General features: G+C 40.9%; 23 protein-coding genes. 13 read left to right on the top strand and 10 right to left on the bottom strand.

The annotated features are described in order from the left end of the window. Positions 1-3 precede the first annotated feature (3 nt). Both G9X62_RS10005 and G9X62_RS10000 read left to right on the top strand, forming a co-directional pair. Complete coding sequence (locus G9X62_RS10005) at positions 4-708, top strand: RsmE family RNA methyltransferase (protein ID WP_223130570.1); 705 nt, start codon at positions 4-6, stop codon at positions 706-708. An 83-nt stretch (positions 709-791) separates the two neighbouring features. Next, positions 792-1553: an acyl-CoA desaturase gene (locus G9X62_RS10000; protein ID WP_223130569.1), complete on the top strand. Its 762-nt coding sequence runs from the start codon at positions 792-794 to the stop codon at positions 1551-1553. A 48-nt stretch (positions 1554-1601) separates the two neighbouring features. On the opposite strand, the gene G9X62_RS09995 is transcribed toward G9X62_RS10000, so the two are convergent. Both G9X62_RS09995 and G9X62_RS09990 read right to left on the bottom strand, forming a co-directional pair. After that, a complete protein-coding gene (locus G9X62_RS09995; protein WP_223130568.1) occupies positions 1602-2858 on the bottom strand; it encodes a dihydrolipoamide acetyltransferase family protein in 1257 nt (418 codons plus the stop codon). Between the two features lie 4 nt (positions 2859-2862). Next, complete coding sequence (locus G9X62_RS09990; protein ID WP_223130567.1) at positions 2863-4113, bottom strand: competence/damage-inducible protein A; 1251 nt, start codon at positions 4111-4113, stop codon at positions 2863-2865. A gap of 44 nt (positions 4114-4157) precedes the next feature. Here G9X62_RS09990 and gldC point away from each other — a divergent pair, with 44 nt between their 5' ends. Further along, positions 4158-4511 (top strand): gliding motility protein GldC, encoded by a 354-nt coding sequence (gene gldC, locus G9X62_RS09985; RefSeq protein ID WP_130896605.1) that lies wholly within the window; start codon positions 4158-4160, stop codon positions 4509-4511. Between the two features lie 2 nt (positions 4512-4513). After that, positions 4514-5548, top strand: a complete 1035-nt coding sequence (locus G9X62_RS09980; protein WP_223130566.1) for a thioredoxin family protein — start codon at positions 4514-4516, stop codon at positions 5546-5548. Here G9X62_RS09980 and G9X62_RS09975 read toward each other — a convergent pair whose 3' ends face one another. Genes G9X62_RS09975 through G9X62_RS09960 form a run of 4 tightly spaced genes read right to left on the bottom strand, consistent with a single transcriptional unit; the run spans position 5549 to position 10316 of the window. Continuing rightward, on the bottom strand, positions 5549-5737 hold the full coding sequence (locus G9X62_RS09975) for a DUF6728 family protein (RefSeq protein WP_130896603.1): 189 nt from the start codon (positions 5735-5737) through the stop codon (positions 5549-5551). Between the two features lie 3 nt (positions 5738-5740). Continuing rightward, positions 5741-7705, bottom strand: coding sequence for a (E)-4-hydroxy-3-methylbut-2-enyl-diphosphate synthase (ispG, locus tag G9X62_RS09970; protein WP_261345573.1), 1965 nt, complete (start codon positions 7703-7705; stop codon positions 5741-5743). Positions 7706-7756: 51 nt separating this feature from the next. Continuing rightward, positions 7757-8959 (bottom strand): sugar MFS transporter, encoded by a 1203-nt coding sequence (locus G9X62_RS09965; RefSeq protein WP_223130564.1) that lies wholly within the window; start codon positions 8957-8959, stop codon positions 7757-7759. A gap of 4 nt (positions 8960-8963) precedes the next feature. Beyond that, complete coding sequence (locus G9X62_RS09960; protein WP_223130563.1) at positions 8964-10316, bottom strand: Gfo/Idh/MocA family protein; 1353 nt, start codon at positions 10314-10316, stop codon at positions 8964-8966. A gap of 80 nt (positions 10317-10396) precedes the next feature. Between G9X62_RS09960 and G9X62_RS09955 the strand changes: the two genes are divergently transcribed. Genes G9X62_RS09955 through G9X62_RS09945 form a run of 3 tightly spaced genes read left to right on the top strand, consistent with a single transcriptional unit; the run spans position 10397 to position 12182 of the window. Beyond that, a complete protein-coding gene (locus G9X62_RS09955; protein WP_223130562.1) occupies positions 10397-10819 on the top strand; it encodes a 6-pyruvoyl trahydropterin synthase family protein in 423 nt (140 codons plus the stop codon). After that, the gene (gene folE / locus G9X62_RS09950) at positions 10779-11480 is read left to right on the top strand and encodes a GTP cyclohydrolase I FolE (RefSeq protein WP_223130561.1); all 702 of its coding nucleotides are present in this window, start codon (positions 10779-10781) and stop codon (positions 11478-11480) included. Before G9X62_RS09955 ends, folE begins: the two co-directional genes overlap by 41 nt. A gap of 3 nt (positions 11481-11483) precedes the next feature. Beyond that, positions 11484-12182, top strand: coding sequence for an SDR family NAD(P)-dependent oxidoreductase (locus G9X62_RS09945; RefSeq protein ID WP_223130560.1), 699 nt, complete (start codon positions 11484-11486; stop codon positions 12180-12182). On the opposite strand, the gene G9X62_RS09940 is transcribed toward G9X62_RS09945, so the two are convergent. After that, complete coding sequence (locus tag G9X62_RS09940; RefSeq protein WP_223130559.1) at positions 12179-13165, bottom strand: cation diffusion facilitator family transporter; 987 nt, start codon at positions 13163-13165, stop codon at positions 12179-12181. The genes G9X62_RS09945 and G9X62_RS09940 overlap by 4 nt on opposite strands. 26 nt (positions 13166-13191) lie before the next feature. Here G9X62_RS09940 and G9X62_RS09935 point away from each other — a divergent pair, with 26 nt between their 5' ends. Continuing rightward, the gene (locus G9X62_RS09935) at positions 13192-13746 is read left to right on the top strand and encodes an NUDIX domain-containing protein (RefSeq protein ID WP_223130558.1); all 555 of its coding nucleotides are present in this window, start codon (positions 13192-13194) and stop codon (positions 13744-13746) included. Here G9X62_RS09935 and surE read toward each other — a convergent pair. Then, entirely contained in the window at positions 13717-14484 is a 768-nt protein-coding gene (surE, locus tag G9X62_RS09930) for a 5'/3'-nucleotidase SurE (protein ID WP_223130557.1), read from the bottom strand. The genes G9X62_RS09935 and surE overlap by 30 nt on opposite strands. A gap of 37 nt (positions 14485-14521) precedes the next feature. Between surE and G9X62_RS09925 the strand changes: the two genes are divergently transcribed. Further along, positions 14522-14998, top strand: coding sequence for a GNAT family N-acetyltransferase (locus tag G9X62_RS09925; protein WP_223130556.1), 477 nt, complete (start codon positions 14522-14524; stop codon positions 14996-14998). Here the strand turns inward: G9X62_RS09925 and G9X62_RS09920 are convergent. Then, on the bottom strand, positions 14979-15884 hold the full coding sequence (locus G9X62_RS09920; RefSeq protein WP_261345514.1) for a nucleoside phosphorylase: 906 nt from the start codon (positions 15882-15884) through the stop codon (positions 14979-14981). The two genes, G9X62_RS09925 and G9X62_RS09920, sit on opposite strands and share 20 nt — an antisense overlap. Positions 15885-15886: 2 nt before the next feature. On the opposite strand from G9X62_RS09920, the gene G9X62_RS09915 reads away from it, so the two are divergent. From G9X62_RS09915 to G9X62_RS09900, 4 genes are read left to right on the top strand one after another with little or no spacing between them, the layout of a single operon-like run. After that, positions 15887-16327, top strand: coding sequence for a hypothetical protein (locus G9X62_RS09915; protein WP_223130555.1), 441 nt, complete (start codon positions 15887-15889; stop codon positions 16325-16327). Beyond that, positions 16324-16650, top strand: a complete 327-nt coding sequence (locus tag G9X62_RS09910; protein ID WP_223130554.1) for a DUF2834 domain-containing protein — start codon at positions 16324-16326, stop codon at positions 16648-16650. The genes G9X62_RS09915 and G9X62_RS09910 overlap by 4 nt, the downstream gene beginning before the upstream one ends. Positions 16651-16655: 5 nt before the next feature. Next, the gene (locus G9X62_RS09905) at positions 16656-17000 is read left to right on the top strand and encodes an iron chaperone (RefSeq protein ID WP_223130553.1); all 345 of its coding nucleotides are present in this window, start codon (positions 16656-16658) and stop codon (positions 16998-17000) included. After that, positions 16997-18499 (top strand): serine hydrolase domain-containing protein, encoded by a 1503-nt coding sequence (locus tag G9X62_RS09900; RefSeq protein ID WP_223130552.1) that lies wholly within the window; start codon positions 16997-16999, stop codon positions 18497-18499. The genes G9X62_RS09905 and G9X62_RS09900 overlap by 4 nt, the downstream gene beginning before the upstream one ends. Here G9X62_RS09900 and trhO read toward each other — a convergent pair. Continuing rightward, a complete protein-coding gene (trhO, locus tag G9X62_RS09895) occupies positions 18490-19479 on the bottom strand; it encodes an oxygen-dependent tRNA uridine(34) hydroxylase TrhO (protein WP_223130551.1) in 990 nt (329 codons plus the stop codon). The two genes, G9X62_RS09900 and trhO, sit on opposite strands and share 10 nt — an antisense overlap. Between the last annotated feature and the right edge of the window lie 21 nt (positions 19480-19500).

The raw sequence follows: 19500 nt of genomic DNA, 5'->3' as shown, positions 1-19500 counted from the left end.
CACATGAGTATAGCCGTATTTTACGCTCCCAATGCAAAGGATTCCTCTTATTTATCTGAAGAGGAATCCTTTCATGCTATACGGGTATTGCGTTTAAGAGTAGGAGAGACCATTCACTTGTTAGACGGTCGTGGATCTAAATTTAGTGCGGCCATTACTTCAATAGAGGGGAAAAAAGTAGCTTTTGGCCCATTAGAAGTAATTGACTCAGAGCCTTCGCCTTCTTATCAAATACACCTTTATGTCGCTCCCACGAAGCAAATGGAGAGAATGGAGTGGATGGTGGAGAAATGTGGTGAATTTGGCATTCATGGAATACATTTCTTTGCTTCTAAGAATTCCGAAAGAAAAGAAATAAAACTCCAGCGATTAGAAAAGACGGCAATTTCCGCTTTAAAGCAATCTAAGAATTTGTATTTGCCTGAAATAACGGGTTTGCATACGTTGAAAGAAGTTGCAGCGAAGGAGGGAGGCGAAAAACTATTCGCTTTTATTTCGAATCCTCCTGTGTCTTCGCTAGCTAAAACCGCCTCTAAAGGTCAAGTATATCACGTTTTAGTTGGTCCAGAAGGTGACTTTACGCCAGAGGAATCAGCATTATTAGTTAATAATAACTGGAAACCTTTTAGTCTTGGAAAGTCCATTTTACGTACGGAAACGGCTGGAATAGCGGTTTGTCACGGTTTACACATCTTAAATTCTGACTAAAATCAGTTAATAAACGTATTTGCAGGTTACATTAGAAACATTTGCTTCGTAACTTTGTTAAAACATTAAATCTATCTTCTATTATGCAATTAGTACTTCCGGCTTTCTTCATACATTGGTATGTTTCCTTGTTTAGCCAAACGTTTTTCCTTCATCGTTACTCTGCTCACAAGATGTTTTTGATGAACAAGTTTTGGGAAAAATTCTTCTATTTCTTGACTTACTTATCACAAGGTTCTTCTTTCTTAAGCCCTCGTGCCTATGCGATTTTACACAGAATGCACCACGCATTCTCGGATACAAAAAAAGATCCACACTCTCCCATGTTCTCTAGTAACGTATTTACCATGATGTGGAAAACAAAAAACATCTACAATGCGGTTTTAAACAGAGAGCAAAAGGTAGAAGAGCGCTTCGAACACGATTACCCTGTTTCTAAGACAATTGAAAAAATTGGTGATTCTTGGATCTCCCGTTTAGGCTGGGGAGTGGCTTATGCCTCTTTATATATCGTAGGATACGTTTACTTCGACATGCACTGGGCCTTTTTCTTCTTGTTACCAGTTCACTTTTTAATGGGACCTGTACACGGCGCCATCGTAAACTGGTCAGGTCATAAATATGGTTACCAAAACTATGACAACCATGATCACTCTAAGAACTCGTTAATATTTGATGTCGTGATGATGGGCGAGTTGTTCCAAAACAACCACCACAAACTACCGAACCGCGTTAATTTCGCTACCAAATGGTTTGAATTTGATCCGACTTATCCGATGATTAAATTACTAACGCTATTAAGAATCATCCGACCGAATGTAAAACCGGCAGATGCTAAGTTCTAAGACTTATTTATTTTAAATCGAAAAGAGCCTCAATTGAGGCTCTTTTTTTTATATATCTGAATCTAAATTAAACTTCTCCAAGTAATCCGAAACCCGCTTCACGAATCCTCCACCTAGCGAACCATCCACCACTCGGTGGTCATACGAATGGGAAATGAACATCTTCTGACGAATAGCTATTACATCTTCGCCCTTGTCGTTCGTAATGACTGCTGGTTTCTTTTCGATAACCCCGAAGGCTAAAATACCTACCTGAGGCTGCACAATTATAGGCGTACCCATTAAATTGCCAAATCCACCAATATTCGAAATCGTAAATGTTCCACCTTCTAAATCAGCAGGCTTCAATTTATTCGCTCGGGCACGAGCAGATAAATCATTCACCTTTTGCGTCAATTCTGCCAAAGTCATTTTATCCACTTCGTGAATAACAGGGACAATTAAATTACCATTAGGTAAGGCTACCGCCATTCCGATGTTTATTTGAGCGTGCTGAACGATGTAATTTCCTTCTACGGAAATAAGCATACCTGGAAAATCCTTCAAGGCGTCCGCAGTCGCTTTAAATAGGAGTGGAGTGAAGGTTAGGGCTTCTTTGTATTTATCTTGAAAATCTTGCTTCACTTTAGCACGCCAATTCACCATATTGGTCACATCAGCTTCTAAGAACGATGTAACGTGGGGTGCAATGCGTTTTGAATCAAGCATACGCTCGGAAATCATCTTCCGCATACGATCCATTTCGATTACTTCGTCACCTGGAAGGCGCATTCCAGCCCCTTGACTCAAGGTTCCGGATGAAATCATACGCTTCGAATTTCGAACCGCGATGTAATTTAACACATCTTTCTTCGTGATGCGACCATCAAGCCCGGAACCGGGCAGTTGGTTTAATTCTCTTTGGGATACATTCTCAGACTGACAAATCTGCTTAATCAAGGGAGAAATCCAAGGATTAGTTGATTTTTCCGTGCTTAATTCAGAGGATCCTACCGTTAAATCGATTAAAGCAGACATACTCTCATCTAACGAAAACGAGTCTGTGGTTGAAGTAGTCTCTGATGAAACCGCATCAATCACACAAATCGCCTTACCTATCGTAGCAACAGAACCCACAGGAACTAAAATCTTCTGCAAATAACCCGCCACAGGAGAGGGAACTTCCGTATCAATCTTGTCCGTAGCCACTTCTAAGATAAATTCATCCGCTTCCACGTAATCTCCCGGCTGTTTTAACCAATTTAAAACAGTCGCTTCCATGATACTTTCTCCCATTTTGGGCATAATCACTTCTGTATTGGCCATATACTTAGCTTAAATCGTTTAATAAATATCTGCGCAACAAATTTACACAAGCTAAGGAACTTAAATAAATGTTTTGCATGCGCGTTCCTCCTAAAGTCAATTTTCGAGTAATTACTCCTGTGGGATGTGCCAAAGCAATCCAAACCGTCCCTACCGGTTTTTCTTCCGTTCCTCCGTCTGGCCCAGCAATGCCAGAAGTGGCTAAAGCATAGGTAGTTCTGAGTCTTTTTTGGACACCCTGCGCCATCGCTTGAATACCCGCTTCTGATACGGCGCCCTGCGAAGCTAAAATCTCTTCAGCTACCCCTAATTGATCTATTTTAACTTGATTAGCATAAGAGAGTATTCCACCAATGAAATAGGCTGAACTACCGGGGTTTTGGGTAAACTGATGAGCCAAATGTCCACCAGTACAACTTTCTGCTACAGACAAGGTAGCTTTTTGATCAATCAATAGACGACCCACCACATCTGCCAGTTCATCCTTTTCATACCCAAAAATATAGGATTTAATCAACGGATGTACCTTCTGTAATTCTACCTCCACTTCCTCTTGCAATCTGGCTAAATCTTCACCCACAGCCGTTAAACGTAATTTAACAATACCCATAGAGGGTAAATAGGCTAATTTAATATGTTCAGGCAATTGTAATTCCCAGCTTTCTATCAGATCTGATAAATAAGATTCACCTATTCCGACCGTCTTTATGACCTTGTGGTAGATGACGGGCATTTGGAAGTGTTTAACTAATCGAGGAAGCACTTCCTGCTCCATGATATTTTTCATCTCATAAGGGACACCTGGCATCGAAACCCAAATAACGCCTTTCTCATTAAACCACATTCCAGGAGCTGTGCCTTGACTATTGCGAATAAATTCAGCCTTTGTAGGTAATAACGCTTGATCTCGATTGATATCCGAAAGTTCTCGACCCCGTTTCGCGAAGAATTCGGTCACATCTTGTAAGGCTACTGGATGCATGGCTAATTCACAGCCAAAATACTCCGCTAGAATCTTTTTCGTCAAATCATCCTTCGTAGGACCTAATCCGCCAGTTATAAAAACAACATCAGCCCGTCTAGCGGCCTCTGTAAGTATCTGAAGTATTTCTGATTTTTGATCACCAACGGATGATTTCCGTACAGTTTTGATCCCTAATTTATCTAATTCAAGACTGATCCACTGCGTGTTCGTATCCAGGATTTGCCCGTAAAGTATCTCATCCCCAATGGTAATAATTTCAGCCTTAACCATTAATTTTCCTTAATTTATACGAAAATACGATTAATTTTACATCCATGAAACATTCTGAAATCAATTTTAAAATACAATTAGACGACCAAAATATCCCTGAGCAAATCTCTTGGTCAGCCACTGATAATCCGAACGAAGGTATCGAAGAAACAAAAGCTATTTTAGTAGCCACTTGGGATCCCTATCACAAAGGAACGTTGACTTTACCACTTTGGACGAAAGACATGGAAGTGTTAGACATGAAACGTTTCTTCATCGAAATCGTAGGAACCGTGGCAGATGCTTCGTTACAAGCCACAGGCGATAATTTCTTCGCTCAGGAATTAGAGGCCACCTGTCGCACGTTATCTTCGCATTTACAGAAAGAAATCGTAGCGTTAGAAAAAGGCGCTAAATAAGTATGAAAAAAATACTCCTATTCCTGATATTACCCTTTATAGGATCCTCACAAGGTATTAATTTCAGCACCGCTTCCTCCTTACAAGAAGCTCGAGCAGAAGCGATCAAGCAAAACAAATTGCTTTTCATGGAGATTTATGCTCCAGATTGCCACATTTGCAATTCATTTAAAGGCGTATTTACTCAACCAGCCGTAGGAGCGGTATACAACAAAAATTTCGTCAATTACCAATTAGATATTCGCAATCCAGCGAATCAAATGGTCTTAAAACAAGCCGGGATTATTGTAAATGCCACACCTACTTTTGTATTCTTCGAGCCTAAATCAATGAAAATAGTTCAGGCGAGGATTTTTGGTGAGAAAGAGAACACAGTGACGATGGTGAATGGAATAGGGGAAAAGGCAGCAAATCCAGTTGAGCAAGCTTCGCAGTTCCCTAAACGTTTAGCTGCAGGAGAAAAGAATCCAGGTATGTTATTGAACTACGCTGAGTATGCACGAATCACCGGTGACACGCTATCGAATATCAAGGCCATGAATGCCTACATCGCTTTATTAAAGCCGGTGCAATACAGTTCGCAATCTACTTTCAATTTAATGCAAGTAGCCTTAATGAGCCACGATAATCGCTTATTTGATTATTTCATTCGCAATTTGAATTACTATAATTCCATTTTTGACCCATCCGTGGTGCGTATGATTTATGAGAATATATTCCAAATTACCTTAACCAGCTCACGAGCTACGCAGTTAGGCGATTCGGGTATTTCAAAATTGAAAGTTCAGATGGCTAAAACTGGATTAGATCGTTCTAGTATCGTTCGAAGAACCTGGATGGTCGAATCGGATATGCTTTTCAAGCAACGAAAAGCTTCTCAAGCGATGAAGGTAATCGATGAACTAATTAATTCCATGCCGGGCGCTTTAGGACCTAAAGAGAATCAATTCTTATGTGATTATGTCAAAGGCAAAACAAAGGACGCCGCAGCTTTGAAAAAAGCAAAGTCCAATTGGTGCCTGTATGGAACGAAATAACTAACGAATAAACGCGCGGTAGGTCATTACAATCAAACAAACGATAAACATCAAGATCGAAATCTTGTTAATCGTGTGCATCGCACGGATATTAAAATTCGCGGGAGCGCCTGGTTTGGGTTTTTGGAAGACACGAATAAAATACGTAAAAACTTCACCCACCTTAAACTGTTCTCTTAATCTGCTCATAGTCTAGTCGTTTACAGACGGCTCACGCCAGTCCCCATTTTCTTTTATTAAGGTGATCAATTCATCCACCGCAGAAACGGCAGGAACTGACTTTTTCACTACTTCTTGCCCTTTATAGAGCGCAATTTTATCTTTTCCAATCCCTACATATCCATAATCTGCATCCGCCATTTCTCCCGGGCCATTCACGATGCAACCCATAATTCCAATCTTGATGCCTTTTAGGTGATCTGTTTTTTGGCGAATCATTGCCGTCGTTTCTTGCAAGTCAAATAAGGTGCGACCACAAGACGGACAAGAAATATATTCCGTTTTAGAAATTCGCATCCTACTCGCTTGAAGTGTCCCAAAATTCGTCGAATTACACAACGCTTCTTTATTCTTCGAGTGTTTCAAACTTAACATTAATCCATCCCCTAAACCATCAATAAACAAGGCTCCTCCATCCGTTGGAGCGAACAATTGGAATTGATCATCAGAAACAGAAGTATAATTTAAATGAATAATGACTGGATTCGTCATACCCTTTTCGATCAAATGGAAGAAGGCACGGCGAATAGCCGGCATCTGATGCGCATTAGTAGAACTTAAAAGAATGACGCAAGTAGAATCAAACACATCAGCACCTGCCGTTAATTCTGCAGCGTCCACTTGAACGAAATTCAATGTGGTGTGCTTATTCGTCGCATTTTGATAGGCTGCATAATCAAATAATGGATAAACGTATTCTGAAGGAGTCCAAACCGAAGCATCCTGAATTTGACGTAAGCCATTAGGCAACATAAAATCGAGTGACTGCTGGCCTGTATAAATAAAATCAGCTCCTAAATCATTCATCGCCCATTTATCCGGTTCAGGCAAATAGAAATGGCCTATGGCCTTCAGATCGGCAATCGTTATGTTAGACCTTGTTGAGAAATCAGCGATTACGCGAGGCACTTGGTGTCCACCAATCGAAAAAATTTCTGAAGTCTTTCTTCGCGAATACGCAAAAGGATGAATAGGGGAGTCAAAAGTTACAGAATCGCCAGAAAATAGGGATATAGGATCCAGAGACGTTGCTCGCGTATCATACCGACGGACTAAGTCTTGTGCCACTGGAATCTCAAATTCCGGATCTTCAGTCAATGAAACGCGTATAGTATCTCCTAATCCATCTTCTAATAAAGTACCTATACCCACAGCCGATTTAATACGGCCATCTTCACCATCACCGGCTTCAGTTACCCCTAAGTGCATTGGATAGGCCTTAAATCCGCCATCCTTCAACTTTTTACTCAATAAGCGATAGGCTTCCACCATCACCTGAGTATTCGACGATTTCATCGAAAGAACGATGTTGAAATAGTTTTCATCCTCACATATGCGTAAGAATTCCAAAGCAGATTCAACCATTCCATGAGGCGTATCCCCGTAACGACTTAGTATGCGATCTGAAAGCGAACCGTGGTTTGTCCCAATACGCATCGCAGTTCCATATTCCTTACAAATTTTAACCAATGGAAGGAATTTATCCCGAATACGGTCTAGTTCTGATGCATAAGAAGCATCGGTATAATCAATTGTTTCAAAGCGCTTTTTGTCCGCATAATTACCTGGATTAATGCGGACTTTCTCCACGATTCTGGCCGCTAATTCAGCTGCATTTGGTGTGAAGTGAATGTCAGCAACTAAAGGCGTGGTATATCCACGTTCGCGCAATCCTTTACGAATATTCTCGAGATTTTGGGCCTCTTTTACAGATGGAGCCGTAATGCGAACTAATTCACAACCTGCATCGATCATTCGAATGGATTGCTCAATGGATCCCAACGTATCCATCGTATCCACCGTAGTCATCGACTGAATCCGAATAGGAAAGTCTGATCCTAAATAGAGGTCACCTATTTGTACTGGAATCGTGCTGCGTCTCTCATACGCATAAAGCGATGAGGCATACTGATTTCCATCAGCGATTAAGGGATCTATCAAATTCAAAATTTTAGACATAACAGGATCAAAACGCAAAAATAGGCAATTCTACTTCCAAGAACTCTTTTTATGCCCAATTGTTGCGTAATAATAGATAAAAATATAGCAAGGAATCAATATAACGTAGGCTGTCTGCGTATTACCGATTTGATCTGCGATCTTTCCATACAATAATGGCATCAAAGCTCCTCCAGAAATCATCATGATGATTAAAGCTGACCCTATTTTTGTGAATTTACCTAGACCATTGATGGCTAAAGGCCACAAAGCTGGCCACATTAATGCGTTCGCTAGGCCTAAAAGAGCTAAACACAAAACAGACATAAAACCTGAAAGAGTTAAAGCACCTATTGAGAACAATACCCCTAAAATAGCGGAATAGTTTAGAGCCTTTTGTTGACTTAAGTATTTGGGAATAAAGAAGATACCTATTACATAGCCCGCTAACATTCCATATAAAGTATAGGTCGTGAAGCTTTTGGCAACATCCTGACTAAATCCTTGAGAAACTCCGTAATTAATAATCGTATCACCAGCAATCACTTCAACACCTACATATAAAAAGAAAGCTACCAAGCCTAAAACTAGACTAGGGTAGGCCCAAACACTTGACTTTGCATTTCCGGCTTCCACCACAGATTCCTCCGCTTCCACCTCAGGCAAAGAGGAGAACCACACCCAAACCGCTAACACTACTAAAACCGCGGTCATTATACCATAAGGCATAATCACAATCGCTAATTTTTCAGATCCACCCACAGCGCTTGAAAGAAACAATCCACCAAAAATGAACTGACTCAAAATACCCGCCACCTTATTGCAAATCCCCATAACTGAGATTCTTTGAGCAGCAGATTCTGCAGGTCCTAGAATTGTTACGTAAGGGTTTGAAGCCGTCTGCAAGAGTGCAAGCCCAGTTCCTATCACGAATAAACCGAACAAGAACATCGGATAATTGGCCATTTGAGCGGCTGGAATAAATAATAAGGTTCCCACAGCCATGGCTAATAATCCAAGCGACATCCCTTTTTTAAAACCTGTTTTTGCTAAAACCCAGGAAGACGGAATCGCCATCACGAAATAAGAGATAAAGAAAGCGAAGGTAACCAAGAGCGAGTCGAAGTTATTTAACTGAAAAGCATCCTTAAAGAAGGCAATTAAAACCGAATTAACCCAGGTCACAAAACCAAAGACAAAGAAGAGAATACCGATTATTAATAGAGGTCCGTTTACGTTTTTAGATTGGTTCATAGGTTTAGTATTGATCGTTTAAAGCAAAAATAGGTTGATTTTTTTTCCATTTACCACGTGTAAAATCAGGTATTTGGATAGGAGCGGAGCCTTTCTTAATGGACTCCTCAGAAAGTGGCGCAATGGCAGACCAAGCCGCCGCATCATATACGTCGATTGGTGGAGCTACTTTCGCCTTAATTGCCTCGATAAAGGCTCTTAACACAAAATAATCGATACCACCGTGGCCTGCATTCTCCGCATCAGCTGCGTGCGCTTTCCATAAGGGGTGATCGTATTTCTCTAAATAAGGCTTTGCCTCTTCCCAGCGATGCGCTTTTGGAGAAACACCCTCTAAATAGATCGATTTATTATCTTCCATCCATAAACCTTTCGTTCCTTGAACTCGGAAACCTAAAGAATAAGGACGTGGAGAATTGGTATCATGTGTAATGAGAATAGTTTCCCCATTGACACATTTAATCATTGTTTGGACAATATCGCCACATTTGAAATCCACTTTCGCATTCGGATGATCCGCGCCTCCTTTTTCAACGATGTACTTATGTAATCCCAAAGCAGGAGTGGCCATCGCTGTTAAATAGGCAAACTGATTTCCACGGTTAATATTCAACATCTCAGCCACCGGTCCTAAACCGTGCGTCGGATACAAATCACCATTTCTGTCGACAGAATGCTGGGTACGCCATTTGGCCTCCGAAAAACCTTTCTCCCCAAACTCCACACCGCCACCATAGGCTTGCTTTCCATCATTGAATTTCACTTCACGTAAATCGTGTTGGTAACCACATTGTACGTGATTTAAGGTTCCAAACATCCCTTGGCGAGCCATATTCAACGTCGCGAGAACATCCCGACGGTAACACACATTCTCCAAAATCATGCAATGAGAACCCGTTTTCTCGTACATATTCACGAGATCCCACGATTCTTTCAAGGTTACAGTCGCAGATACTTCTACGCCCGCGTATTTGCCTTGCTTCATCACTTCTAAGGCCATAGGAACGTGCCACTCCCAAGGAGTCGCAATCACCACACCATCGATATCTGTACGCTTGGCTAAGTTTTCAAAATCTTTTTCTGTCTTTCCATAGACAGCAGGAGCGGGGCGTCCTTTGTCGGAAACCATCTTTAAAGCGATGTCAATGGCTTTAGGATCGATATCACAAATAGCTACCACCTCAACATCTGGTCGATACATGGCCATTTCGAGGTGATTTTGGCCTCTTAATCCGACGCCAATAAAACCTAAACGCACTTTTGTTTGTTCTTCAGGTAACTGTCGTAGGAAAGTGGGAAATAAAGCGGTACCAGAGGTATATACTAAGGAATCGGAAATAAACTTCCTTCTTTTCATTTTGTTAATGATAGGTCTAATAGGTGTTATAAAGATGAAATTTAAGGAAAATACTTTAAATTTATAAGAATTTAGAAAAAATGACTGAAGCCCCACGCGTTACCGTATTCCGAAAAGAACATTTCAATGCTGCACATCGTTTGCATAATCCACTTTGGACAGCAGAGAAAAACAAAGAAATTTTCGGTTTATGTAACAATCCGAACTACCATGGACATAATTATGAAATTATTATACAGGTAACCGGAACAATTGACCCGGAAACGGGTTATGTCATTGATACGAAGTTTTTATCGGATTTAGCCCAAACAGAGGTTTGCAAAAAATTCGATCATAAGAATTTAAATTTAGACGTACCTGAGTTCGCTAATTTGAATCCTTCCGCCGAAAACATCGTCATGGTGATTTATAATAAACTGAGGGCTAAACTCCCTTCTAAATTAGATTTAAAAATCAGATTGTATGAAACAGAAAGAAATTTCGTTGAATTCCCTGCTAATTGATACCGACCGTTTCTTGTTAACTGACGAGGAAATTGGAGATAATCATGTAGCCACCTCTATCGAAACACCGATGAGGGAGGATGCTTTTGATCTTTCTGATTCGGAGAAAATAGCCATCATTGAATCGCATTTCCGTGAAATCATGTTAACCTTAGGGTTAGATTTGACAGATGATTCATTACGTGGCACTCCTAAGAGAGTAGCTAAAATGTACATAGAGGAAATCTTTAGTGGGTTGAATCCTGCTAATGAGCCTAAAGTAGCCTTGTTTGAGAACAAGTACCAGTACAATGAAATGCTGATCGAAAAGAACATTTCGTTCTATTCTAATTGTGAGCATCATTTCGTACCTATCATGGGTAAGACGCACATCGCGTATATTTCTTCTGGACAAGTGATTGGCCTTTCGAAATTGAATCGCATTGTACAGTTTTATGCCAAAAGACCGCAGGTTCAAGAACGTCTAACGATGCAAATTGCGAAGCATCTTCAGAGAGTCTTGAAAACAGATCACGTAGCTGTTTTTATTGATGCAAAACACTTATGTGTCTCCTCTAGAGGAGTAAAAGACGAGGCAACCTCTACCATTACTTCCTACTATGGTGGTAAATTCCAAGAGGACAATACCAGAAGAGAATTCTTACAATCTATTCAAGCCTAAATTATGGGGAAATACATTATTGTTGGGGCTAGCCAAGGAATTGGTGAGTCCATTGCTACCGCTTTGCTTACCGCTGGCCACGAGGTGATTAACTTCTCTAGAAATCCATCTTCAATCAATGGAGTAGAAAATTATACTTGGGATGCCTTAGGAGCTGATGATTCAGCCATTGCTGCCATCACCGGACCTGTAGACGGAATCGCCTATTGTCCAGGAAGCATTAATTTAAAGCCCTTTCATCGCTTGACTTCGGCAGATTTTGAGAAAGACTTTCAGATCAACGTGTTAGGTGCGGTTCGTGTAATTCAAGCGCTCTTACCGGCATTAAAACAGTCTACCACTTCATCGATTGTCCTTTTCAGTACCGTGGCCGTTCAAACAGGCATGGGCTTTCACGCTTCGATTGCGAGCGCTAAAGGAGCTATTGAGGGTTTAACACGTTCTTTAGCAGCAGAACTAGCGGCTAACAAAATTAGAGTGAATGCCATTGCACCTTCTTTAACACAAACTCCATTAGCTGGAGCTCTATTAAATTCTCCGGAGAAAATCGAAGCAGGCGGAAAAAGACATCCTTTAGGACGCGTGGGACAATCAGAAGACGTAGCTAATCTAGCGACATTCTTGTTAAATCCAGCTAACTCGTGGATTACAGGACAAATTATTGGGGTAGACGGAGGAATCGGGTCCCTAAGAACGAGTTAAGAACCAGCTAATTTTTCGTTAAAGTGTTTTTGGTTTAAGGCCAAATTCATCTGATTCCACTCTATTTTCTTCGAAAATGGAGCTTTTCTTATTGCACAATCGGCGATAGTACAATGACTACAACACTCATCTAAACAAGGATCCGCGTGGACGAATATCTCCACGTGGGTTGCTTGTAATTCGCCTAACATTTCTTCAAAGGCGTGTATTTCCTCGTGTGTTCTATTTAAATCCCAATAACGAGGCAAAGTTAAGTGGCAATCGATGTGCAAATCTCCGCCATATTGTTGCACGCGCAAATTGTGTAAATCAATCCATTCTTCTTTTTTGTTTGCTACCACCCAGTCAGTCACCTTTTGAAATAAGGCAGGGTTTGTTTCGTCCATTAAGGCAGCCACAGACTCTCGAATCAAATGAACGCCTTGCCAGCACATAAAGCCAGCGAATAAAAAGGATGCCACTGAATCCACCCAAAACCAGTGGGTAAAATAAGTAAGCGCCAAAGCAGCAACGACTAAAATTCCATTATAGGCATCTAGACGCAGGTGTTTACCATCTGCGATCAGGGCAGGAGAATGGGAGGAGCGGCCTTTTTGGACTAAAAAATAACCCATTAAGCCATTTACCCCTGCAGAAATGAAAGAAACGGCCATACCTACATCCAAACTCTTTAGCTCAGGCGAGGTATACAAATGCTGTGAAGCGTGAAGGAAAATATAAGCAGCGGCTAAAAGAATAAGTACCCCCTCTAATCCGGAGGCAAAAAATTCAATTTTTCCATGACCATAGGGATGGTTCAAGTCCTTTGGTAAGGACGCTAAATAGATCGAATAGTAGGCAAAACACGCGGCAACTACATTGATAATCGACTCTAACGCATCTGTTAATAAAGTCGTGGATCCACTCGCATAGTAGACGGCAAACTTCGCGGCCATGATGAGCACCGAAACGACAAAAGAAAGAAGGACAAGCCGCTGTTTCATTAAGACAAAGATAGTATTTTTACCGGATGGAAACGGAAAACAATCCTTGGAAAACACTAAATCAAGAAACAGCCTACGAGAATGCTTGGATTCGAGTGGAACACCATGAAGTCTTGAATCCAGCCGGTAATCCCGGAATTTATGGAAAAGTCCATTTTAAAAATACGGCTATTTCTATTGTGGCTATCGACTCAGCGGGTTTCACTTATTTAGTTGGTCAATACCGCTATACTTTGAATGCCTATTCTTGGGAGGTTCCAGAGGGTGGTTGTTCCATTGAATCCGGCGAATCCACTTTAGCCGCTGCTAAACGCGAATTATTGGAAGAAACAGGACTAATCGCAACGGAATGGACAGAACTAGGGGAGGTGTACCTTTCGAATTCGGTGAGTGATGAGAAAGCGGTGATGTATTTGGCCCAAAACCTCAGCCAACACCAAGCCTGCCCAGAAGAAACCGAACAATTAAAAATTCGAAAACTTCCTTTGAAAGAAGCGATCGAAATGGCTCAAAATGGACAGATTACTGATGCACTAAGTGTATTGACGCTCTTAAAGATCCCAGCTTTGCATTTGCTTTAGCTCATCATAATCGGTCAAATCATATTTGACAGGTACGATGCTTACATAATTTTCTGCTAGAGCATCTAGATCGGTGTTGTTGTTCAAATCCTCGTTGTACAAATCCCCATCCATCCAATAATAAGGCTTTCCGTAAGGGTCTTTTCGCTCTTCGAAACGCTCTCTAAAGATGGCATTAGCTTGCTTTACCACTTTTATACCTTGTAATGGTAGCGAAGAATGCGCCGGGAAATTTACATTTAATGTGAGTCCTTTAGGTAATCCGTGAACTAGCACTTGTTGACAAATTTTGATAATATAATCGTGGCAGTGGGAGAAATCCGCATCTGAAGCAAAATCACAAAGAGAGAATCCAATAGCAGGAATGCCTTCCATGGCTGCCTCGATGGCCGCAGACATGGTTCCTGAATACAATACCGCAATCGAAGCATTCGAACCGTGATTAATACCCGAAACGACTAAATCAATTTTTCGACCTTTTAGAATTTGGTGTTTACCGATCTTCACGCAATCAGCAGGAGTTCCAGAACATTTATAGGATTGAATATGCTCTCCAAAATTATTCGTCTTCTCCACGCGCAACGGTTCACCCAACGTAATCGCATGACCCATACCGGATTGATGCGTATCTGGAGCCACCACAACGACTTCGCCCATTTCGGACATGATCTCCATTAAAACGCGGATACCTTTGGAATAGATCGAATCGTCGTTTGCGATGAGAATAAGTGGCTTCATATGTTGCTATTTTGACTGCAATTTACAAATTTTGGCTATGATTTTACGCAAAGCGACGCTCGAAGACATTCCCCTTATTCAAGAAATAGCAGAAGAAGCCTGGAGACCTACCTATGGTCATATTTTAACGGAGGAGCAAACTTTGTACATGATTCCGATGATGTACAACGCGGAATTAATTAGCTCTCAAATTCACTTGTTCTCCCTGTTAGAAATGGATGGTGCGGCGATCGGCTATTGTGCTTTCGAAAAGACCTCAGAGACTGATGGTAAATTGCATAAACTCTATTTACGACCATCCGTCAAACAAAAAGGTGCTGGAAGCTTTATTATTGAACAGATTAGTCATCAAGCTCGATTGATGGGCCTTACATCTATCTACTTAAACGTTAACAAACATAACTCCGCGGTAGAATTTTACCTGAAGAAAGGTTTCATCAAAGACCGTGAAATAATCCTAGACATAGGCAACGGCTATGTGATGGATGATTACGTTATGCGATTAATGCTATAGCTTTCTCGATCAAAGACCTAATTTGTCCCTCCGGATCTTTCGAAAATTCGTTTGTAATTCGATTTGCTAAAATAGCATTCAATGAAATCATTTCGTGCCCCATAGCACCCCCAAAGGCGTAATAGGCTGCGGTTTCCATTTCGATATTAGTTATTTCTTGTTCACCTAACTTAGCCGCAGCGACCTTCTCTAAAAAATCAGGTCTTATCGATTGCATTCTTATCGTGCGTCCTTGCGGTGCATAAAATCCTGGTGCCGTTAAGGTAACGCCATTATACGCATTTAAAGGCGCAAATTGCGCGCAAAGAGAAGCACTAGCTTTGGCTGCATAGAGAGGCAATGGATAATCAATTGCTTTAGTCCAAGCGGTTAAAACATCTTCGGATATCGACATAGCAGATTCAAAACCATAGAATTGGGCTAAATTATCAAATCCGATAGCTGCAGCTGAAATCAAAATCGAATCCACTTGGATACTAGCTTGTATACTTCCAGATGTACCGATTCGGATGAGCCTTAAAGATCTTTTTTCAGATTTCACTAGTCGTGTTTCAAAATCAATATTAACCAAAGCATCTAATTCATTCATCACAATCTCCACATTATCCGCACCAATACCGCTGGATAACACACCAATCCTCTTACCCTTTAAAACGCCTAAATGAGTCACAAATTCCCTTTTATGAACGATTTCAATGACTTCATCAAAAAAGGCAGAAACAGTGGGGACACGCTCTGGATCACCTACCAAAATAAGGGTATCTGGAATTTGATCAGGCCGCAAGTTCAAATGATAGGAACTTCCGTCCGGATTAATAATCAAGTCTGTGGGAGAGAAATAGGTCATGCGCAAATTTATTGATAATTTTCCAATGTAATAAGTCATTCATGAAAAGCTCTAAGTCTCAAATACAGGCAAATCTGCGTTCCATTTTAGAAAATACACTAGAAGAAGCCCGTCGAGAGTATCTTTTGGCCAAAGAATCCCGAGATTCTGACACCAAAAGTAGTGCCGGAGATAAATTTGAGACAGGTCGAGAAATGATGCAGCGAGAGATGGATAAGCTAAGTGCTTTGGTAGATAATACACTTAATTCTATTGCCAAATTAGACAGAATAGCGGATTTACCTGCTTCTGTGGTCATTTCAGAGGGTAGCCTCGTAGAGACAGATCAAGAAACCTATTTTATCTCCATTGGATACGGCAAACTGGATTCCATTTATGCCATTTCCATTGAATCACCACTTGGAGTCGAATTAAAGGGCAAAAGAGTAGGGGATCGCATCGAAATGCGAGGACGCAATATCACCATAAAATCAATCTTATGAAAAATGCACACTATCTCTATTTAGTTCTTTCCCTTGTAGGCGGGAGTATTACCTTTTATTACGTATATGAGGGAATGATGCTGAACAACGGAAAATTTAATGTCATTGATTTTGTCCAAAGCACCTGGACAACTAACCCTTATGCAAAAAGTCTAAGTTGTGATTTTTGGACCGGCGCCATCGCTGGCACCTTTTTTATACTAGTAGAGGGATTACGTATTAAAATCAAATGCTTGTACCTTTATTTATTGGCAACCGTTTTAATAGGTTTTGCCTTTGCATTCCCCTTATTTTTATTCGTTAGACACAGACAATTAGCCTAATATTCATGGAAGAATACATTAAGACCTTTCCGGAGGCCACGCAGAAAATTTTAATCGAAGTCCGTGATGCGATTCGTTCGGTCGTACCGGAGGAAACAGAAGAAACGATGTCTTACGGGATGCCCACTTTCAAGTTAAATGGCAATTTAATCCACTTTGCGGCCTGGAATAACCATTTAGGTTTTTATCCAACACCTAGCGGGATTAAGAATTTTGTACAAGAATTAGCTCCCTACGAGGGTTCAAAAGGAGCGATTAAATTTCCATATCATTCGCCTATGCCATTGGAACTCATTAAAGAGATTACCTTATTTAGAGTTCAGGAGAATTTAGCCAAAAAGAAACGATGAAAAAACTCCTATTCTTCCTCCTTGCGGCAACTTTCAGTCTTAGCGCTCAAACAAATGATGAAAAGATTCGTTCATTCATTCCCACGCTTGATTCCTTATTCAAACAACAAGCGAACCTTTCTAAAATGCCTGGTCTCGTTTATGGAATTGTTTACCAAGGGCGTTTGATTCATTCCAATGCACTAGGTCTTGCTCAAATAGAGAACGGCATAAAGGCCGACAAGACGATTGATTTTCGCATTGCTTCGATGTCTAAAAGCTTTGCCAGTATGGCCATTCTTCAGCTGAGAGACGCAGGCAAATTACGCTTAGATGATCCGGCAGCTAATTACATTCCAGAATTAAAGTCGACTCAATCTCTAACAAAAGATGCCCCTGTCATCACCATTCGTCATTTATTAACCCATGCGGCTGGATTTCCCGAAGATAATCCGTGGGGAGATCGCCAATTAGGCATTTCAGATGAAACCTTCAAATCGATGATCAAAAAAGGAATCACCTTCTCTACAAACCCAGGCGTTAGCTATGAATATAGCAATATGGGATTTGCGATGTTAGGTTTGATCATCAAAAACGTAAGCGGTCAAAGCTACCAATCTTACATTCAAGAACACATTTTCAAGCCCTTAGGAATGAATAATACCTATTGGGAATACAGTGAAGTCCCCGCAAACAAATTAGCCTATGGATACCGTTGGTTAGATAATAAATGGGTGAAACAACCCATGGAGCACGATGGAGCCTATGGTGCGATGGGGGGATTGATCACTACTTTGGAAGATTTCAGCAAATACACTGCTTTGCACTTATCTGCCTGGCCAGAGCGAGATGAAACAGAAAAAGGCCCACTTAAACGTAGTTCCTTACGAGAAATGCAATTCCCATGGAACATCAGCGGGTTTAATCCCAAATACACCTATCCAAACGGCCGAATCGGTAGTTCCTTTACTTCCTATGGCTATGGTTTAAGTTTCCTACAAGATGATCAAGGAAGACGCTCTTTGGGACATTCAGGAGGATTACCGGGTTTTGGAAGTAATTGGCGCATTTATCCAGATTATGATTTAGGCATCATCTCTTTCGCGAACGTGACCTATGCACCAGCGAGTTTTATCAACCTTAAAGTGCTAGATTCCCTAATTTCTTCAACTAAGCTGAGTCCACGAAAATTACTGGCATCTGCTATTTTAAAGCAAAGACAAGCAGAATTAGTCCGCTTATTACCGGATTGGAAGAACGCGACTGAAAAGGGGATTTTTGCCGAAAACTTCTTCCTCGATTATTTCCCCGAAAAGTTAGCAGCTGAAGCAAAGGCTATCTTTGGAAAAATAGGAGCCATTCGGTCCATTCAAGAGATTGAACCAGAAAATAACCTGAGAGGCACCTTTCGGGTCGATGGAGAAAAAGGAAGTGCCGAAGTGTATTTTACACTAAGTCCCGAGACTCCAGCTCTCATCCAGGAATACCACATCCAAGAAATAAAAAAGGCTCATAACTGAGCCTTTTTTTGTTTTTCTATTTTCTCTGTCCGTTTAAAAGATTTGAATCCTAATTCAGGAGAATAACCCACTGAGTTTTTGGAATAATATCCTTTCTCATTGTAAGGCCGCTTTCGAGGGTGTTCTTTACATTCAGGAGAGCAGGCGCCTTCCATCTCTTTAAGACAAGATGGGCAAATAGCTAAATGCTCATTGCATTCCGGATTCGCACAATTAACCATGTGATCAGATTTCGTATGACAAACATGGCATTCAGATACAATCTCCGGATTGACCGAATTAACCGGCGTCGCTACTCGGTTATCAAAAACATAGCATGAACCATCAAAATCCTCGCCACCTTCTTCTAGACCATATTTAATGATACCTCCGTGCAATTGATAGACATCCGTAAATCCTTTTTCAATGAGATAGGCAGATGCTTTTTCACACTTAATCCCACCCGTACAATAAGTTATGACCTTTTTGTTTTTCAAATGCTCAATCTCCTGCACATGATCAGGTAAATCGCGCAGATTCTCCATATCAAACGTATAGGCGCCTTTAAAACGACCTAATTCGTGCTCATAATTCGAACGCATATCCACTAAGACAACATCTGGGTCATTCTTCAATAATTGCTTGAATTCCTTCGGCTTCAGATGCTTGCCTGTTCTAACGCGAGGATCAACTCCTAAATCAGAATGCACAATTTCATTTTTTACACGAACATGCAGTTTATTAAACGAATGCGCTTCGTGATAATCTACTTTAAAGTCAAAATCAGTTCCGGCAAAGATGGGATCAGCTTCTAGCCAACGCATATAAGCATCACAGTCAGCTTTCAAACCAGAAACGGTTCCATTTAAACCCTCTGCAGCGACGATAATACGTCCCAAAAGGTTATTCTCAATACAAAAAAGGTGGTGTTTTACACGGTACTCTTCCGGATTAGGAATAGGAGTATAGTTATAGTAGAGCAATACACTGTAAGGTTTCATCTTCAACATGATTTACAGATT

It is taken from the genome of Aquirufa lenticrescens (genome assembly GCF_019916085.1).
In the GTDB taxonomy this organism is placed as follows: Bacteria; Bacteroidota; Bacteroidia; order Cytophagales; family Spirosomataceae; genus Aquirufa; species Aquirufa lenticrescens.
Note: the sequence above shows the minus strand (reverse complement) of the source record. Positions and strands in the feature narration are given on the sequence as shown.

Excerpts from the sequence above, each read along its gene's own strand:
- trhO (WP_223130551.1), bottom strand. The coding sequence starts at position 19,479 with ATGAAACCTTACAGTGTATTGCTCTACTATAACTATACTCCTATTCCT.
- G9X62_RS09940 (WP_223130559.1), bottom strand. The coding sequence starts at position 13,165 with ATGAAACAGCGGCTTGTCCTTCTTTCTTTTGTCGTTTCGGTGCTCATC.
- G9X62_RS09925 (WP_223130556.1), top strand. The coding sequence starts at position 14,522 with ATGATTTTACGCAAAGCGACGCTCGAAGACATTCCCCTTATTCAAGAA.
- G9X62_RS09975 (WP_130896603.1), bottom strand. The coding sequence starts at position 5,737 with ATGAGCAGATTAAGAGAACAGTTTAAGGTGGGTGAAGTTTTTACGTAT.
- G9X62_RS09955 (WP_223130562.1), top strand. The coding sequence starts at position 10,397 with ATGACTGAAGCCCCACGCGTTACCGTATTCCGAAAAGAACATTTCAAT.
- G9X62_RS09920 (WP_261345514.1), bottom strand. The coding sequence starts at position 15,884 with ATGACTTATTACATTGGAAAATTATCAATAAATTTGCGCATGACCTAT.
- gldC (WP_130896605.1), top strand. The coding sequence starts at position 4,158 with ATGAAACATTCTGAAATCAATTTTAAAATACAATTAGACGACCAAAAT.
- G9X62_RS09965 (WP_223130564.1), bottom strand. The coding sequence starts at position 8,959 with ATGAACCAATCTAAAAACGTAAACGGACCTCTATTAATAATCGGTATT.
- G9X62_RS09905 (WP_223130553.1), top strand. The coding sequence starts at position 16,656 with ATGGAAGAATACATTAAGACCTTTCCGGAGGCCACGCAGAAAATTTTA.
- surE (WP_223130557.1), bottom strand. The coding sequence starts at position 14,484 with ATGAAGCCACTTATTCTCATCGCAAACGACGATTCGATCTATTCCAAA.
- G9X62_RS09990 (WP_223130567.1), bottom strand. The coding sequence starts at position 4,113 with ATGGTTAAGGCTGAAATTATTACCATTGGGGATGAGATACTTTACGGG.
- G9X62_RS09900 (WP_223130552.1), top strand. The coding sequence starts at position 16,997 with ATGAAAAAACTCCTATTCTTCCTCCTTGCGGCAACTTTCAGTCTTAGC.
- G9X62_RS09980 (WP_223130566.1), top strand. The coding sequence starts at position 4,514 with ATGAAAAAAATACTCCTATTCCTGATATTACCCTTTATAGGATCCTCA.
- G9X62_RS09995 (WP_223130568.1), bottom strand. The coding sequence starts at position 2,858 with ATGGCCAATACAGAAGTGATTATGCCCAAAATGGGAGAAAGTATCATG.
- G9X62_RS09915 (WP_223130555.1), top strand. The coding sequence starts at position 15,887 with ATGAAAAGCTCTAAGTCTCAAATACAGGCAAATCTGCGTTCCATTTTA.
- G9X62_RS10000 (WP_223130569.1), top strand. The coding sequence starts at position 792 with ATGCAATTAGTACTTCCGGCTTTCTTCATACATTGGTATGTTTCCTTG.
- G9X62_RS09935 (WP_223130558.1), top strand. The coding sequence starts at position 13,192 with ATGGAAACGGAAAACAATCCTTGGAAAACACTAAATCAAGAAACAGCC.
- folE (WP_223130561.1), top strand. The coding sequence starts at position 10,779 with ATGAAACAGAAAGAAATTTCGTTGAATTCCCTGCTAATTGATACCGAC.
- G9X62_RS10005 (WP_223130570.1), top strand. The coding sequence starts at position 4 with ATGAGTATAGCCGTATTTTACGCTCCCAATGCAAAGGATTCCTCTTAT.
- G9X62_RS09960 (WP_223130563.1), bottom strand. The coding sequence starts at position 10,316 with ATGAAAAGAAGGAAGTTTATTTCCGATTCCTTAGTATATACCTCTGGT.
- G9X62_RS09910 (WP_223130554.1), top strand. The coding sequence starts at position 16,324 with ATGAAAAATGCACACTATCTCTATTTAGTTCTTTCCCTTGTAGGCGGG.
- G9X62_RS09945 (WP_223130560.1), top strand. The coding sequence starts at position 11,484 with ATGGGGAAATACATTATTGTTGGGGCTAGCCAAGGAATTGGTGAGTCC.